Origin of the sequence: Streptosporangium sp. NPDC048047, from assembly GCF_040653115.1 — a bacterium.
GTDB lineage: Bacteria > Actinomycetota > Actinomycetes > Streptosporangiales > Streptosporangiaceae > Streptosporangium.
The window spans coordinates 25,841-41,513 of the sequence record NZ_JBEZNH010000067.1 but is presented as its reverse complement, the minus strand read 5'-3'; the positions used below and the strand labels follow the sequence as shown (position 1 = coordinate 41,513).

The window sequence follows — 15,673 nt, the reverse complement described above, 5'->3', positions numbered from 1 at the left end:
GTCTCAATCTTAGCAGTTCCGCCTGGTTTGTGTCAAACTGTCGCTTTCGCTTCAGCCGACCCGCACCCGCCGGATCCACCTGGATCTCGACCACCCTGTCTCCAGGGCAACCCCTCTAACTTACTCCAACATCCCGTCGTTGTCCAACCGGATGCCGTCGGGACGTGAACGTCCCAGCGAGAGGAGGATCATCAGAGGAGGTCCCGAGCTCCCGGTGATCTCCACCGGCGTTCTCGGGCCTGTGAACTCTATGTAGGGTCGCCCCTTCCGTCAAATCAACCCCTCCCCCCGAGGAAACCTTCCTTCCCTGCGGGTAGTGGTGGCGGTATGACGGACGGAAGGCTCCTCCCCAGAGCACTCATCGTGCTGGTCTGCGCCGCGAGCGCCGTGATCACACTGGCCGGTGTACGAGAGGTCGGGTCGATCGTCGGACCGGTACTCCTCGCCCTGGTCCTCGTCCTCGCGGTCGCCCCGGTCCGCGGCATGCTCCAGAGGCGCGGCGCACCCGGATGGACGCTGGTGGCGGTTCCACTGGCCATCGTGCTGCTCCTGCTGTTCGGCATGGTGGCGATCCTGACTCTCTCGGTCGCGCAGCTGGCCACTCTGGCCTCCACCTACAGCGGCCAGTTCGACCAGCTCGTGGTGGATGCCCAGCAGCTGGCGGCGCGGCTCGGCATCGGCACCGATCAGATGAACCAGGCGATACGGACGCTCGACCCCGGGAAGATCTTCCAGCTGCTCCAGGGGTTCGCCGCCGGCCTTCTCAGCGTCTTCTCCGGGCTGGTCCTCATAGTCGTTCTGCTGCTGGCCATGTGCCTCGACGCCCCGGCCTTCTCCCGGCTGCTCCGGAAGGGAGCCGCGCGGCGTCCCCTGCTCATCGGCGCACTCACCGACTTCGCCCACAAGACACGCCGCTACCTCGTCGTCTCGACGATGTTCGGGCTGGTCTGCTCGGCGCTGGACGCGACCGCACTGTGGCTGCTCGGCGTGCCGCTCCCGTTGCTGTGGGGCGTGCTGGCTCTGATCACGAACTACATCCCCAACATCGGGTTCGTCATCGGCCTGATACCGCCGGCGCTGCTCGGCCTTCTCGTGGGTGGGCCCAAGACCCTGCTTTTCGTGGTCCTCTCCTACATCCTGATCAACTTCGTCGTGCAGTCGCTGATCCAGCCCAAGTTCCTCGGCGACGCCGTCGGCCTGTCCACGACCATGACGCTCCTGTCCCTGCTGCTGTGGGCGTTCGTACTCGGTCCGCTGGGTGCACTGCTGGCCATCCCGCTCAGCCTGCTGGTCCGGGCGTTGCTGATCGACAGCGACCCCGACGGTGAGTGGGCGGCGGCACTGGTCTCCGGGCACGATCCCGGCGAGGACCGGCCCGCCACGCCGTAGGACCTCGTGGGAAACGGCGCCGTGAGCACCGTGGATGCCGGTCCGCGGCGCCGTGGACCGGTGAGGGCGGTCCCGTCCAGGCCGCCGCGTCATCGGTCAGGGCGAGGCGGGTTCGGCCGTCGTACGGCTCCCGCCGTCCGGCCGCGGGCCCGCCGGGGGAAGCGTGCTCAGCTCGATGCCGAAGTGTTTCCGGTAGGCGGCGAGCACCTCGGTGTCGGTGAGCAGTTCCCGTTCCTCCCGGACGCCCCCCACCGTGTGGATGAGCGTCCGGCCGCCGCTCAGCGTGACACGGCCCGTCTCGGTGAGGATCGTGCAGACCGTCGAGCGGGTGAAGTGCGACTTCGGGGAGGTCTGGTGCCACCAGCAGGCCATCTCGAAGTCGGACAGGGCGTACGGCCTCTGTTCCACGCGGTACTGGAGCACGTCGTCCTGCAGGATGTCGAGATCGCCTTCACCGGTCTCGGCCACGCGGAAGACCCCCTCCGGGTCGGGCTGCTCGGTACGCAGGTCGAGACGGAACGGGTACCGGGAGAGCCGGCCGAAGCCGACGTCGACGAGCCACGACGCCGAACCGCTCTCGACACGCAGGGCCATGTGGTCGAACGGTGCCCTCGGCACGCCGTCCGCGGCGACCCTGGCCGAGAGGAAGGACACCCGGTAGCCCAGCGAGCGGAGCAGCGCGGCGAAGGCTCCGTTGACCTCGTAGCAGAAACCTCCTCTGTTCCTGTCCACCACCTTCTCCACCAGTGCGCGATCGTCGAGCACGACGGGTTCGCCGAGGTGGACGCTCAGGTTCTCGAACGGAACGGTCAGCAGGTGGCGGGCCTGCAGCTCGCGTAGCGACTCGGGGTCCGGGCTCGCGGGCCGGGACGCGCCGATTCGTGTCAGGTATTCCTCCATGGCCTGATTCGATCACGGGGCATGACGCCCGCGGCAGGGGCCGCGGGCGTAGGACCCGGGCTTAGGACCGGGGGCCGGGGTCCGGTGGCACGGAGATCCCGGGCCCGATGAGAACCGGGGCGGGCGCCGGACCGAAGCCACGCCAGGCGTCAGGCGTCAGGCCGGAGACGGCGCGGGCAGTTCCACGGCTCCCCCGCTCACCCGGCTGCGACCGTCCGGGGAGGCGATCGACACCTTCAGGACGCTCGGCCGTCCCATGTCCACTCCCTGGAGGACGGTGAACTCGTCGGATCCGGTGCCCAGCACGCGGAGGTAGCCGCCGAACGCGGCCGCCGCGGCCCCCGTCGCGGCGTCCTCAACGACCCCGCCCACCGGGAAGGGGTCGCGGGCGTGGAACCGCAGATCGCTCTCGCGCCAGAAGAGGTGCACCGTCGTCCAGCCGTTGTCGGTCATGATCGACCGCAGCGCGTCGAAGTCGTAGTCGAGGTCCGCCAGGCGCTCGCGGGTCGCGGCGGCGAGCACGAGGTGGTCGTTCCCCCCGAAGGCGACGTGCGGCGGGAAGGCCGGGTCGAGGTCGTCGTGGGACCAGCCGAGCGCGGCGAGGGTGGCGTCGAGCTCCTCCTCCCTGGCGGGCCGGGAGCGGGTGGGGACGCTGGTGAGCGTGGCGCGGAGCACGCCGTCGTCGATCCCGGTGTCCATGGCGATCTCACCGGCCGGGGTGTGGAAGACCAGCGGGCCGGCGCCGAGCCGTTCGGCCAGTGCCACCGCGGTGGCGATGGTGGCGTGCCCGCAGAAGGCCACCTCGGTGGAGGGGGCGAAGTAGCGGACCCGGAAGGTGCGGCTCTCGTCGTCGCGGCCGGTCACGAAGGCCGTCTCGGAGTATCCGACCTCGGCGGCGATGGCGAGCATCTCGGCGTCGGAGAGGCCGGCGGCGTCCAAAACGATCCCGGCGGGGTTGCCCCCTTCGAGGTCGTGCGTGAAGGCGGTGTAGCGCAGGATCTCCAGATCTTCTCTCATGCCCACCGGAGCCTATCCTCCGCCCTTCCGGAGAACTCAGCCCACCCGGGTGATCCGGGTGGGCGGGGCCGGAGAGCTCAGATGGCCACCGGGGCGGTCTTCTGCGGGGCCGTACTCGGCGCGGGCACCCGCGCCGCGGAGACGCGGCGATTCCAGGGCATGGCCGCGATGAGGACCGGCAGGAGCACGATGGAGCACTGCGCCCAGACCGAGTGCAGCTCACCCCACGCCAGACCGCGGTACTGCGTCATGTAGAGGTAGCCGTACGCCGCCCAGACGGAGACGCCGAGGATGGCGGGCCACGCGAAGCGGGTGGGACGGGCGACCAGGAACGGCATGAACCACAGCAGGTACTGCGCGCCGAGGCGGGGGGTGGCGACCATGAAGGCGAGCAGCAGGGCCGTGGTGACGTCCACCGGGTCGGCGCGGCGCCACAGGATGGCGACCACCACGAGCGTGAAGTAGATCAGCCACGTGCCGAACGTGGCGATCCCCTGGTGGAGCGTCCAGTCGCCGCCGACCAGGAGGGCGCTGTAGCTCCACTCTCCGACGATGGGGCGGATGGTCTTCATCACCTTGACGACCTCGGGGATCTGGCTCAGGGAGGTCCCGGCGAAGATCGGCAGGGTGACGATGAAGAACACCGGTGCGATGCCGGTGGCCACGAAGGCGACGATGCGGGCGCGGACGGTCGGCAGGAACAGGAGCATGCCGGGGATCAGCCAGATGGGCCAGCTCTTGGCGCACAGGGCCAGGCCCATCAGCAGGCCGGCGAACAGGGCGCGGCGCAGGCCGGCCCGGTCGCCGGGGCCCGGACGCAGCGCCAGGCGCAGCGTCTCCGGCGCCGCCGCCAGTGCCTGCCGTACGGCGCCGCCGAACCCGAGGGCGGAGACGCTCCGCCGGGTCATGGCGATGGGGTCGTTGACGAGACCGGGGCGCTCGGCCGGTCCCGGGCCGCGGGCCACCACGAACGCGGCGACGCCGAAGGCCAGCGCGACCGGCTCGACCTGGCCGTGGATGCACGCGACGAGGAGGGCCAGCGGGTTGCAGGCGTACTGGAAGGCGCGCAGCGAGGCGTCGCGTCCCCCGGCGAGCTTGCCGACGAGCGGGATCAGCGCGATGTCGGCCACCACGGTGACGAGCCGCCCGGCGATCTCCCACGGGATGCCCAGCCAGAGCAACAGGCCGTACACGTACGGGATGGTCGGCAGGAAGTGCCAGCCGCCGTTGCTGCCGAGGACGGGATCCTGACGGTTCAGGACCGCCTCGCCCGCCGGCTTGAAGCTGTTCACGAAGTCGACCGGCTGCCACTCGCTCTTCGCCGCGGCGACCATGATCAGCAGACGGAACACGATTCCGGCCGCGAGCGCCACGGCCAGCGACGGACGCCAGTGCCGCCACTGGGCGACGAGTGCGAGCACGACACCTGCGGCGAGGAGGAGCCCCGTTTGGATTGCGTAGTCCATGACGTCTACCAGAGTGCCGGAAGCCGAGGGAAAGCGACCACTCGGGCCGCGAAACGAGTTCACTCTCCCAGGTTTCTTCACGGAAAGAAGCCGAATCGTCACTTTCGGCCACCGAAGAAGAGGCGGCGGGCCGGATCCGGGCATGACCTCGCCGCCGGGAGTCCGTCTCTCCCGGCGGCGAGGGGCTTTCGAGGGTCGGGTCCCGTCCCGGACGGGGCCCCGGCCGTCAGCCGGTGAACCCCTTGAAGATGCCGGTGAACTCCCAGGGCGACTGGGCGACTCCGCTGCAGGTGGGCGACACCTGCCCGTTGGGGCAGCCGCCGTTGTCACGGCCGGCGGACCAGAAGCCGACGAACCCGGCGTGGTTGGCGTTGGCCCAGGAGAGCAGCTTGCGGGCGTCCGCCTGCGTGGTGGTCATGCCGGTGTCGTTCTTGCCGATCATCGGGGTCAGGCCGAGCATCCTCTTGAGCTGGGCGTCGGTCTTCGCCGGCCAGACCGTCCTCATCTGCGCGAGCGTCGCCTCGGCCGCGGCGATCATCGCGTCACCCCAGTTGCCGGTGTAGCCGAAGTTCATCAGCATCGGGTTGACGATCACGTCGAGGCCCCTGGGGGCCGCGTCCCGCAGGATCGACAGCGAGAACGGGTCCACGCCGTAGTCCTGGCCCTGGACCCGGAGGGTGTAGCTCACCACGGTGCCGCGTTCGGCCTGGAGTTGCTTGAGCGCGGTGTTGACCTTGGCGGCGTCGATCGACGCCTCGACGTCGACGTCGAGGTGGTTCGTCCCGACCGTGTCGAGCACCTTCTTGTACGCGGTGAGCAGCGCGGCGGAGGAGGCGCAGGTGTGCTCCAGGTACGGTCCCTGGGCGCCGCCGGTGGCCACGATCACCTGTCCGCCCTGGGCCTGGAGCGCCCTGACGTCGCCGATGATCCGCGGGTCGCCGATCGGGATGGTGCCGCCCCAGGCCGGGTTGCAGCCGGTGCTGTCGCCGAGGGCGAAGGCGAGGGTGTAGTTCTTCACCCCGGTCGCGGCGGCGGCGCCCGCCAGCGAGGGCGTGGGCATGGTGATGTCGATGTAGGGGGAGTAGCGGATCTCCCCGCCGGGCGGCGGGGTGGTGTCGCCGGTGGTCGTCCCGCTCGCCTGGGGGCCGTAGGCCGAGCAGTTGCCCGAGGGGTCGCAGGCCCGGACCCGGAAGGAGTAGGCGGTGCGGGGCGTGAGGCCGGTGGCCGTGTAGGAGGTGGCGGAGCCCGCGGCGACCGGCGCGCCGCCGTCGCGGGAGACCTCGTAGCGGGCCACGGTGCCGGAGTCGTCGGTGGAGGCCGACCAGGAGAGGGCCAGCGAGGTGGCGGTGGCGCCGCCCACGGTGAGGTTCGCCGGGACGGTGGGCGGGACGGTGTCGCCCGGGACGCCGTCGCCGGGCGGCCCGTCGAGGACGAGGTCGTCGGCCTGGTAGGCGCCCTGGCCGTACCAGGAGTTGACGTACACGGTCACCGAGGTGGTGGACGGGCCGGTGGTGAACGACGTGGTCAGCCGCGCGTAGGACGACGGCGAGGAGGTCCACGTGCTGGGGTCGGTGGTGCCGGTGCCGGTCGCGCCCAGGAAGACGTAGCCGCCGCGCACCCAGGCCGACAGCGAGTACGACGAGGACGGCTTGACGGCGACCTTCTGGCCGCAGCGGGCGATGTCGCTTCCCTGGGCGGTGGCCTGCAACGCCGCGGCGCCGCCGTGCACCGGGGACGACACCGTCGTCGCGGCCGAGGAGGCCGAGCAGGTCCAGCCGGTCAGTCCGTTCTCGAACCCGGGGTTGGTCATGAGGGCCGCGGCGTGCGCGGGCGGCGCGGCGAGCGTCGCCGCGCCCAGGGCCAGTACGGCGGCCGCCGCGAGTTTCCTGAGGTTCATCTCTTGCCCCGCAAGGGTGGTGGTGGGGTGGGCTGAGGTCTTCCGGGGCGCGGCGCCGCGCCTCGTGGGACGGGGCCGCGCCGTGGAGGGGGCCGGCTCGCCGCGGAGAGGACCCGGATGGCGGACCGGGGTGGCGGGCCGGCGCGCCGCGGGGAGGCCGGGACGGCGGGCCGGCCCCCTGCGGGCGGCCGTACGGTTCACCGGTGGGCGGGCCGTACGGCCTCCCGGCAGGCGGGCGGGCCGGGCGGGCGGGGGTCAGAAGCCCGCGGTGATCCGGGTGAACTCCCAGTCGGCCTGGGCGATCCCGCTGCAGCTCTCCTGGACGCCGCCGCCGGGGCAGGGGCGGTCGCGGTTGACCGACCAGAACGCGAGGCGGGTCAGGCCCTTGGAGTTCGCCCAGTCACGGATCTGGGTCCACTGCGCCGGGGAGGTCTGCTCCTGCTGGTCGGACAGGCCGTTCATGCCGGAGATGCCCATGCGCGCGTAGGCCTGGGCGTCGGTCCAGCCGTTGGCGGACTTCAGCGCGTTCTTCAGGCCCTCGGCGGCGTTGACCGTGCTCTGGTACATGTTCGCGCCGCCGCCGAAGTCGAACGGCATGATCGTGTAGTTGTCGATCGGCACGCCCAGCGCCTTGGCCTGGTTGATCAGACGGATGCCGGGGGCGGTCGGGCCGGTGGTGGAGGTGCCGAAGGTCACGACCACCTTGACGCCGGGGTTGGCCGACTTGACGATCTTCAGGCCGTTGAGGATGCGGTCCTGGACGGTGTAGTTCTCGAACTCGTCGGTGTTCTCGATGTCGAAGTCGACCACCGCGGGCCCGACGGCGTCGATGACCTTCTGCACGGCTCCGGCGAACGCCTGGGGGGTCGAGCAGTTGGGGCCGAGCTTGTTGCCCTGCCAGCCGCCGAAGGAGATCTGCACGCTGCCGCCGGCGGCCTTGATCTGGTTGATGGCGGCCTGGTCGGCGCCGCCGGTCAGCGGACGCTGGCCGTCCCAGGCGGGGTTGCAGCCGTTCTGGGCCAGGATGAAGGCCATGGTGAAGGACTTGACGCCGGTGGCGCCCATGACCGTGGCCGGGCTCGGCGGGTTGCCCCAGCCCATGTAGAGGTAGGGGGCGCCGGGCATCTTGCCGCCGGGCGGCGGGGTGGTGCAGCCGGTGGTGGTGGCGGTGGCGCCGCTTCCGGCCGACTCACCGGTGTTGTTGTACGCCTTGACCGTGTAGGTGTGCGACTCGCAGGTGCCGAGTCCGGAGAGGGTGGCGGTGGTGCCCGTGACGGTGGTCTTGAGCGCCGAGCCCTCGTAGACGCGGTAGCCGGTGACCGTGCCGCTGGAGGCGCCCCAGGACAGGGTGATCGACGTGTTGGTCGAGGTCGTGGTCACGGCCCCGGGTGCGCCCGGGGCGCCGGGGTTGCCGGTGCCTCCGCCGCAGGGGTTGCCGTTGAGCGTGCAGTTGGACGGGGTGACGCCGCCGGGGCTGCCGTTGAAGCCGAAGCTCGCGGACGCGCCGGGGGCCAGGGTGCCGTTCCAGCCGACGTTGGTGAAGGTGAAGCGCTGCCCGCTGCGGGTCATGGCGGCGTCCCAGGAGGAGCCGACGGACGCGCCGGAGGGAAGGTCGAAGGCCACCGACCAGCCGTTGATCGTGGTGGCGCCGCCGTTGGTGATCGTGTACTTGCCCTCGAAGCCGGTGCCCCAGTCGGAGACCTTGGTGAAGGCGGCCGTGGGGGACGCCGCCGCCCCGGCGGGCGCCGCGGTCGCGGCCGCGCCGAGCGCGGTCAGGAGTGCGGCCAGGGCCGCGGCTGCTGTTCGGCGAAGTCTCATTCGCTGTTCCTTCTGTCGGGGGGTGTCGCGTCCCGCCGGCGGCGGGGCCGCGGGGCGGGGCGGGTGGCTTTTCCGGCCGGGTCGGGTTCTCCGGCGTGGTCAAGGGCGTGGTCAAGACGGACGGGGCCGCCGGCGCGCCGCGCGGGTGTCCACCCGGAGCGGCGATGGCGCGGTACCGCTCCGGGTGGTGCGGGGCGTGGACGCCGCCTCCGGGGGTCGGCGGCGTCCACGCTGCTCAGAAGGGGTTCCGGGTCGACGAACGGGTCGTCGGCGTCCCGTTCGACTCATCTTTTAGGAAAGTTTCCTAAGAGTTGTGGTGATCGTAGCTTTGACAATCCTCCTTCACAAGACCCAAAACAAGCCCGAAACGAGACGGGGAACGAGCCCTCAGGCCATGACCTCCGGCAGCGGCTTGCGGGTCAGGTCGGGGACCTCCGCGTCCCGGGCGGCGTGACCCACGGGGAAGAGGATGTAGGGCCGCTCGTTGGCCGGCCGCCCACAGATGTCGCTCAGGAACGCCATCGGGTTGGGGGTGTGGGTGAGGGTGGACAGCCCCATCGAGTGCAGGGCCGCGATGAAGAGGCCGCACGCGATGCCGACGCTCTCGTTGACGTAGTAGTGCCTGACCCGTGTGCCGTCGGGGCGCACGCCGTACTTCTCCGCGAAGCAGACCACCAGCCAGGGCACGGTCTCCAGGTAGTCCTTGCCGGGGCCGGTCTCCAGGGGGGCCAGGGCGGCGCGCCACTCCGGGGTCAGCCGCCCCTCCTCGTAGTTCCTGCGCTCCTCGACCTCGGCCGCCTCCCTGATCCGCCGTCTGGTCCCGGCGTCGCCGATCAGGATGAACTTCCACGGCTGCTGGTGGGCCCCGGAGGGGGCGGTGTTCGCGGTCCGGATCGCCAGCTCGACGCACTCGCGGGGCACCGGCTCGTCGCTGAAGAACCGCACGCTCCGCCGCCGGTCCATGTGCTCGTAGAACTCCCGGCCCCGGGCCAGCATCTCGTCCTCGGGGTAGCGGGCGGGCCGGTAGGGGATGAACGGGTAGCTGTGCTCGCGCGGCACAATGCCTCCTTTTTCGTCATATGTGCGCGCGTAGTCTGAATGGCGGTGAAAAATAGGGCAACACCTCGCCCGGAACACTGCCAGATCGTCAGTCTCCGTCGCCGCGGGGTCCGCGGAGGTGAGCAGATTGGCAGCCAGAAGGGCCGGCCGGAACGGCCTGGACGAACTCGATCGCAGGGTGCTCCGCCTGGTCCGGGAGCGCCCGCGCACCGGGCTGCTGGAGATCTCCCGCATCCTCGGGGTCGCCCGGGGAACGGTCCAGGCCCGGCTGGACCGGATGGTCGCCGACGGGGTGATCGTCGACTTCGGGCCCAACCTCTCCCCCCGCGCCCTCGGCTACCCGGTGCAGGCGTTCACCACGCTGGAGGTCGAGCAGGTCTCCCGGCCCGGCATCTCCGCCGCGCTGGAGGCGATCCCCGAGGTCATGGAGGCGCACATCGTCACCGGTCCCGGCGACGTCTGGTGCCGGATCGCCGGTCGCGACCACGAGCACATCCAGCGGGTCATCGACCGGATGCTCGCCGTTCCCGGCGTACGGCGCAGCAGCACGGTGATCACCCTCTCCACCGTGGTGGCCCACCGCGTCCAGCCCCTGGCCGACGACTGAACCCACCCACGCCTCGGCCCCGTTCACGCCCGTCAGTCCTTGAGAAGATTGCGAATGACGGGCGCCGGGAAGCGGCTGAAATCACGGTCCATGGTCCACAGCTCGCGGACTCCGTTGGCCGCGCACACCGCCGCGATGCGTGCGTCGTGGACCATCGGTCCCAGCACCCGGCCCGATTCGATCACGGACCGGAGCGTCTTCCAGTGATCGTTCGTCTCGCCGATCAGGACAAGGGACGGCGATGTCAGCCAGGCGTCGATCTGGGCGATGGCCTGCGCCGAAGTGCTCGGCGGCGCGTAGATGCGGGGATGGGTCACGACCGAGAAGAACTCGTGGACGCACGGCCATGGAATCGCCCACGCCGGCCGCCCCTCCGCCAGTTCTCTGACCTTCGCCGCCGCCCTCTCGTGGAACTCGCTGTCTCTGCGATGCGCGTACACCAGGACGTTGGTGTCGACGGCGATCACAGGCGGTCCTCGTAGGCCAGCGCCCGGATGTCCTCCCATGAGGCGCCTCTCATGGGGGGTTGGACCCCCTGACCGCCCACGGACTCGTCCGGCAGCGCGTACCTCACCTCTCGCGACCGATGCGCCAGGACGGATCGGAGTCCCTCCTCGATGAGGGCTCTCAGAGTCGTTCCCTCGGACCTGGCGAGCTCCCGGGCCTCTTGGAGCAACCCGTCCGCGATGTCGACGGTCGTCTTCATATTGCCAGCCATACCCATGGAGCAATACTCCCATCCAAACTTCCCCTCCGCACATGGAATGTCACATAGAGTTACATCGATTCCGTGCGGGTGATCAAGTAAGGCGATTGGGGATTGTTCGGGGGGAGTACCGTGGGTTCGTCTTGTTTCGCCCCCTGGAGTGCCCCATGTTCTTCGGCATCACCGACATCTGGACCTACGTCATCGGTGCCTTCTTCATCGTCCTGCTGCCCGGCCCGAACTCCCTCTACGTGCTCAGCGTCGCGGCGCAGCAGGGGGTGCGCCGGGGCTATCGCGGGGCCGTGGGGGTGTTCCTCGGTGACACCGTCCTGATGGTCCTGGCGGCGGCCGGGGCCGCCTCGGCGCTGCGGGCCGAGCCGATGCTGTTCGACGTCGTCAAGTACGCCGGAGGCGCCTACCTGGCGTGGATCGGCGTGCAGATGCTGCGCGGGGCGTGGCGCTCGTGGCGGAGCCACGGGACCTCCGGGGCCGCGGACGCCGCCGGGGCCCCGGCGGAGGAGGCGGGCCGGCCCGCCAGGGACCCGTTCCGCAAGGCGCTGACGATCAGCCTGATGAACCCGAAGGCGATCCTGTTCTTCATCTCCTTCTTCATCCAGTTCGTGGATCCCTCCTACGGCAGGCCGGCGCTGTCGTTCCTGATCCTGGGGGCGATCTGCCAGCTGTTCAGCGTGCTGTACCTGTCGACGCTGATCTTCGCCGGGAGCTTCCTGGCCTCCCAGTTCCGGGCGCGCCGCCGGCTGTCGGCCGGCCTCACCTCGGGGGTGGGCGCGCTGTTCATCGGCTTCGGGGCGCGGCTGGCCACGGCGACGCTGGGCTGACGCCGTACGGCCGTGCCGGGCTGAGCCGTGCCGGGCTGAGCCGTACCGGCCCGTTCGGGACGCCGTGCGGCCGGGCGCGGGGGCCGTCCCCGCCGCGCCGGGGTATCCGACGGTGGTCGTCAGGCCGGGCCGGGGCCGTCCTGGTTGGCCTTGATCGCCACGCTGACCAGCGAGAGGAACAGTTCGGCGTCGGCCCTGCCGTCGATGGCCATCGACACCCAGCCGTCCCCGCTGCCCGGGACGACCCGCCGGCAGTCGGTGAGGACCCGGGCCCAGCGGTCGATGACACCGGTGGTGAGCAGGAGCTCCGCGGTGTGGTCCCCGCGCATCCTGACGATCTCCCGGCCTTCGGACCTGAAGCCGATGCCCCTGCGGGTGCGTTTCAGCGCGAGGGAGGGCCAGTGGGAGAGCTGGGTCGCGACGTGCGCGACACCTTCGGTTGGCCGACTGGACGTGCGCGCGTGCACTGCCATACGCGAATCGTCGCGAACCCTAAGGGTTCGGGAAAGTCATGTTTCCGAACCGTTACCGCTTGGACACACTCCGAGCATCGGCCGATCCGCCGCGACCCATGCGGCATCGGTCGGTTAAAGCGAAAGCATTCTCCAGGTTCGGGTACGGTAAACCGCCCCCCGATGCCGGGTGATTCCCGGTATCCCGGAACGGCGAGCCGTCATGTCTGTTCACCGGCTGTTCGGGTAGGCGTGAAGCCTCACCGCCGGTCATTCCACCTTTCCGTGGAGCGCGCCATGAGCCATACGTCCATCACCCTCCCCCGTCTCACCGTCCTCGCCCGCCAGGCCGCGCCGAAGCTGCTGGAGGGCGTCGTCGCCCCACTGGCGGTCTTCTACGCCGCACTGGCCGTCCTCGGTGAGCGCGGAGCGCTCATCGCCGCGCTGAGCTGGGTCTACATCGGGGTGGGGTGGCGACTGCTGCGGCGCGTCCCGGTGCCCGCCACGATGATCCTCGCCACCGTGGCGATCACCGTGCGGACGCTGCTGGGGCTGTGGACGGGCAGCATGGTGTTCTACTTCCTCCAGCCCGAGCTGGGCACGATCTGCATCAGCGTGGTCTTCCTGGCCTCGGTCCGGCTGAACCGCCCGATGGCGCAGAAGCTGACACTCGACTACATCCACCTTCCCTCGGCGGTGCTCCGGCACGAGCGGGTCCGCCGGTTCTTCGCCCGGATCACCCTGCTGTGGGGGTTCGTGCTGCTGGCGAACTCGACGGTGAGCATCTGGCTCCTGCTGCACCAGTCGATCGGTGCCTACCTGCTGGTGCGCACCTCGGTCGTGGCCCTGATCAGCGGTGCGGCGATCGCCTTCTCCGTCTGGGCCTTCCGCCGCGTCCTGCACCGCCTCCACTCCGCCCCCGCCCTCCCCGCGACGCCCTGACGGGCGGCCCCCGTACGGCGGAGCGGGTGCGAAGCCGTCAGGACCGGCGGGTGGCGGGGGTGAAGGCGCCGGTCAGGGTGAGGATGCCGGTCAGGCCGATGGCGAGGCCGGTCAGCGCGGTGAACAGGCTGATCAGGGCGGCCGGGCCGCCGGAGCCGCCGGGGTTGAGGGCGCTCGGCGTCAGGGCGGTGATCAGGGACCACATCGACCAGCCGAACATGCCGCCCGAGCCGAGCCAGGCCAGGGCCACCGGCCTCCACAGCGGCCGCGCGGACCGTCCGCGGACGATCGCCAGCAGGCCGGTCGCCGCGAGGATCGGCAGCAGCGCGTCCACCAGGCCGCGCAGGCCGGCGGTGAAGGAGAGGCCGGCCGGGAGGCCGCTGACCGCGCCGGGCAGCAGGGCCAGGTCGAGGACCGCGATGACGACGGCTACGGCCAGGGCGGCCCAGGCGACGAACACCTGTGCCTGGCGCGCCGGGCCGGGCCTGCCGTCCGAGGTCCGCGCGGCGAACACCCACGGCCAGCGCCGGCGCGCGTGGTGGACGAACCCGGCCGTCAGCCCGAACGCCTGGGCGGTGAAGCCGGTGTAGACGACGAGGTAGACCCACCCGGCGACCGGGCTGTCCGCGCCGATCGGCTTCTCCCCGCTGACCAGAGCGAACAGCCCGCCGAGCGGGGCCTGGACGGCGATGGGGACCAGCAGGCCGGTGCCGGCCCACATGGGCGCCAGGATCGCCCCCGCGGTGATCCTGAGGCCCCAGGGCCGGACGAACGCCAGCGCGACCAGCAGGGCGACCACGTCCATGCCCAGGGTGAGCAGGTTGAGGCCGAAGAAGCCGCCGTCGCGCAGCAGGGCCGGATTCCCGATGCCGACCGAGCCGCCGGTCAGCCAGATGACCTTGAGGGTGATGTAGGGGACCATGCCCGCCATGGCCACCGCGGCGGCCGTCAGCCGGAGCGCGCTCGCCGTCGTCCCGCCGTTCCCGGCGCCGGCCGGGCCACGGATCGTGTCGGCATCGTCGGCGGGACCGCTGACCGGGCCGCCGGTCGTGTCCGCGTCGCCGGCCGGGCCGCCGGTCGCGTCGATAGTGTGTGTCATACCCCGACCCTCCCGCTTCCGGCCGTGCCGTCCCTCCCGCCGGCCGGGGATCCGCCTCCCCCGGAGGGGGGAACCCGCGGCTGCCCGACCCCCTCCCCCGCGGGGGGTCGGCGGCCCCGGCCACCGGGAGAGGCCCCGTCTCCCCGCCCTGGAGGACCGGCGACCGGCGGACCGCTTCTCCGGTGGGGAAACCGGCGGCCGGTAGGAGCGCGAAGGAGAGGGCAGGAGGTGGACATGGTCATCACACACCGACCGAAACGGTGGGCGGGGCTCCCGGTCTTCGTCGTCGCCCTCGTGCTGGTGGCGGTCGCCGGCTCGCTGGCGTCGGCCGGTTCCGGTGAGGAGTACCTCGCCCTGGAACGCCCGTCGTGGGCGCCGCCCTCGTGGGTGTTCGGCCCGGTCTGGACCGTGCTCTACGTCATGATCGCGGTTTCCGGCTGGCTCGCCTGGTCGGCGCGCGGCTGGACGCCGGCGCTCGGCGTCTACGCGGTCCAGCTCGTCCTCAACGCGGCCTGGTCGCCGCTGTTCTTCGGCGCCGGGCGGTACGGCCTGGCGTTCGCGGAGATTGTCCTGCTCTGGGCGTCGATCGTCGCCACCGTCGTCGCCTTCCGCCGGATCAGCCGCCCGGCGGCCTGGCTCCTGGTCCCCTACCTGCTGTGGGTCACCTTCGCCGCCGCGCTGAACTTCGCCGTCTGGCGGCTCAACTGACCTCTGTCCCCGGTGTCCCGGCCGTTGTCCCCGGTGTCCCGGCCGTCAGTCCGGCCTCGTGGGCGACGATCGCCGCCTGGACCCGGTTCTCGGCCCCCAGCCGGATGAGGATCGAGCTCACGTGGGCCTTGACGGTCCCCTCCACCAGGTGGAGGCGGCGGGCGATCCGCGCGTTGGGCAGCCCCGCCGCCAGCAGGGTGAGGACGTCGCGCTCGCGGGGGGTGAGCGCCGCGACCCGCTCGCGGGCGGCCGCCTCGCGGGTCATCCTGCCGTCCGCGAGCGCGGAGACGACCCGCCGCGCCACGCGCGGCGACAGGCAGGCGCCGCCCTCGGCGACGGCGTGGAGGCCGGCCAGCAGTTCGCGGGGGTCCTCCGACTTCAGGAGGAACCCGTCCGCGCCCTCCCCGAGAGCCCGGGCGATGTAGTCGTCCTCGCCGAAGGTGGTGAGCATCACCACGGCCGTGCCGGGGGCGGCCCGGCGCAGCTCGGCGATGGCCGCCAGCCCGTCCATCCGGGGCATCCGGATGTCGAGGAGGGCGACGTCGGGGCGGTGGGCGAGGGCGAGCCGGATCGCCTCCCGGCCGTCGCCGGCCTCGGCGACCACCTCGATCTCCGGGTCGACGGCCAGCACGGCGCGCACCCCGGCCCGGATCATGGCCTCGTCGTCGGCCAGCAGCACCTTGATCATCGCGTTCCGTCCCCCACGTTCACGTCCATGTCCTCTTCGATCCCTCCCGGGGAGGGGAGCCGTTCCTCCCGGAGGGCCTCCGCACC

General features: G+C 71.4%; 16 protein-coding genes. 5 read left to right on the top strand and 11 right to left on the bottom strand.

The window, feature by feature from the left end:
• The first annotated feature begins 327 nt into the window (after nt 1-327).
• Nucleotides 328-1,389: an AI-2E family transporter gene (locus tag AB0D67_RS34490; RefSeq protein WP_362945298.1), complete on the top strand. Its 1,062-nt coding sequence runs from the start codon at nt 328-330 to the stop codon at nt 1,387-1,389.
• 96 nt (nt 1,390-1,485) lie between these two features.
• Here AB0D67_RS34490 and AB0D67_RS34485 read toward each other — a convergent pair whose 3' ends face one another.
• The 6 genes from AB0D67_RS34485 to AB0D67_RS34460 form a co-directional block, all read right to left on the bottom strand.
• The gene (locus AB0D67_RS34485) at nt 1,486-2,289 is read right to left on the bottom strand and encodes an arylamine N-acetyltransferase (RefSeq protein WP_362945296.1); all 804 of its coding nucleotides are present in this window, start codon (nt 2,287-2,289) and stop codon (nt 1,486-1,488) included.
• Nucleotides 2,290-2,445: 156 nt separating this feature from the next.
• The gene (locus tag AB0D67_RS34480) at nt 2,446-3,306 is read right to left on the bottom strand and encodes a PhzF family phenazine biosynthesis isomerase (protein WP_362945294.1); all 861 of its coding nucleotides are present in this window, start codon (nt 3,304-3,306) and stop codon (nt 2,446-2,448) included.
• A gap of 77 nt (nt 3,307-3,383) precedes the next feature.
• Nucleotides 3,384-4,772: a hypothetical protein gene (locus AB0D67_RS34475; RefSeq protein ID WP_362945292.1), complete on the bottom strand. Its 1,389-nt coding sequence runs from the start codon at nt 4,770-4,772 to the stop codon at nt 3,384-3,386.
• A 226-nt stretch (nt 4,773-4,998) separates the two neighbouring features.
• Complete coding sequence (locus AB0D67_RS34470; RefSeq protein WP_362945290.1) at nt 4,999-6,669, bottom strand: carbohydrate binding domain-containing protein; 1,671 nt, start codon at nt 6,667-6,669, stop codon at nt 4,999-5,001.
• A 255-nt stretch (nt 6,670-6,924) separates the two neighbouring features.
• Nucleotides 6,925-8,487: a cellulose binding domain-containing protein gene (locus tag AB0D67_RS34465; RefSeq protein WP_362945288.1), complete on the bottom strand. Its 1,563-nt coding sequence runs from the start codon at nt 8,485-8,487 to the stop codon at nt 6,925-6,927.
• Between the two features lie 387 nt (nt 8,488-8,874).
• The gene (locus tag AB0D67_RS34460; RefSeq protein ID WP_362945286.1) at nt 8,875-9,546 is read right to left on the bottom strand and encodes a nitroreductase family protein; all 672 of its coding nucleotides are present in this window, start codon (nt 9,544-9,546) and stop codon (nt 8,875-8,877) included.
• A gap of 127 nt (nt 9,547-9,673) precedes the next feature.
• Between AB0D67_RS34460 and AB0D67_RS34455 the strand changes: the two genes are divergently transcribed.
• Complete coding sequence (locus AB0D67_RS34455) at nt 9,674-10,153, top strand: Lrp/AsnC family transcriptional regulator (RefSeq protein WP_362945284.1); 480 nt, start codon at nt 9,674-9,676, stop codon at nt 10,151-10,153.
• A gap of 32 nt (nt 10,154-10,185) precedes the next feature.
• Here AB0D67_RS34455 and AB0D67_RS34450 read toward each other — a convergent pair whose 3' ends face one another.
• Complete coding sequence (locus tag AB0D67_RS34450) at nt 10,186-10,620, bottom strand: TA system VapC family ribonuclease toxin (protein ID WP_362945282.1); 435 nt, start codon at nt 10,618-10,620, stop codon at nt 10,186-10,188.
• Complete coding sequence (locus AB0D67_RS34445; RefSeq protein WP_362945280.1) at nt 10,617-10,859, bottom strand: type II toxin-antitoxin system VapB family antitoxin; 243 nt, start codon at nt 10,857-10,859, stop codon at nt 10,617-10,619. The genes AB0D67_RS34450 and AB0D67_RS34445 overlap by 4 nt, the downstream gene beginning before the upstream one ends.
• A gap of 167 nt (nt 10,860-11,026) precedes the next feature.
• Here AB0D67_RS34445 and leuE point away from each other — a divergent pair, with 167 nt between their 5' ends.
• The gene (gene leuE / locus AB0D67_RS34440; RefSeq protein ID WP_362945278.1) at nt 11,027-11,698 is read left to right on the top strand and encodes a leucine efflux protein LeuE; all 672 of its coding nucleotides are present in this window, start codon (nt 11,027-11,029) and stop codon (nt 11,696-11,698) included.
• A gap of 119 nt (nt 11,699-11,817) precedes the next feature.
• On the opposite strand, the gene AB0D67_RS34435 is transcribed toward leuE, so the two are convergent.
• A complete protein-coding gene (locus AB0D67_RS34435) occupies nt 11,818-12,171 on the bottom strand; it encodes a luciferase family protein (RefSeq protein ID WP_362945276.1) in 354 nt (117 codons plus the stop codon).
• 276 nt (nt 12,172-12,447) lie between these two features.
• On the opposite strand from AB0D67_RS34435, the gene AB0D67_RS34430 reads away from it, so the two are divergent.
• Nucleotides 12,448-13,092 carry a VC0807 family protein gene (locus AB0D67_RS34430; RefSeq protein WP_362945274.1) on the top strand — a complete coding sequence of 215 codons (645 nt, stop codon included), beginning with the start codon at nt 12,448-12,450 and terminating at the stop codon, nt 13,090-13,092.
• Between the two features lie 37 nt (nt 13,093-13,129).
• Here AB0D67_RS34430 and AB0D67_RS34425 read toward each other — a convergent pair whose 3' ends face one another.
• Nucleotides 13,130-14,191: a hypothetical protein gene (locus tag AB0D67_RS34425; protein WP_362945272.1), complete on the bottom strand. Its 1,062-nt coding sequence runs from the start codon at nt 14,189-14,191 to the stop codon at nt 13,130-13,132.
• A gap of 234 nt (nt 14,192-14,425) precedes the next feature.
• Between AB0D67_RS34425 and AB0D67_RS34420 the strand changes: the two genes are divergently transcribed.
• On the top strand, nt 14,426-14,899 hold the full coding sequence (locus AB0D67_RS34420; RefSeq protein WP_362945270.1) for a TspO/MBR family protein: 474 nt from the start codon (nt 14,426-14,428) through the stop codon (nt 14,897-14,899).
• Here AB0D67_RS34420 and AB0D67_RS34415 read toward each other — a convergent pair.
• Nucleotides 14,892-15,587, bottom strand: a complete 696-nt coding sequence (locus AB0D67_RS34415; protein WP_362945268.1) for a response regulator transcription factor — start codon at nt 15,585-15,587, stop codon at nt 14,892-14,894. The genes AB0D67_RS34420 and AB0D67_RS34415 overlap by 8 nt on opposite strands.
• Between the last annotated feature and the right edge of the window lie 86 nt (nt 15,588-15,673).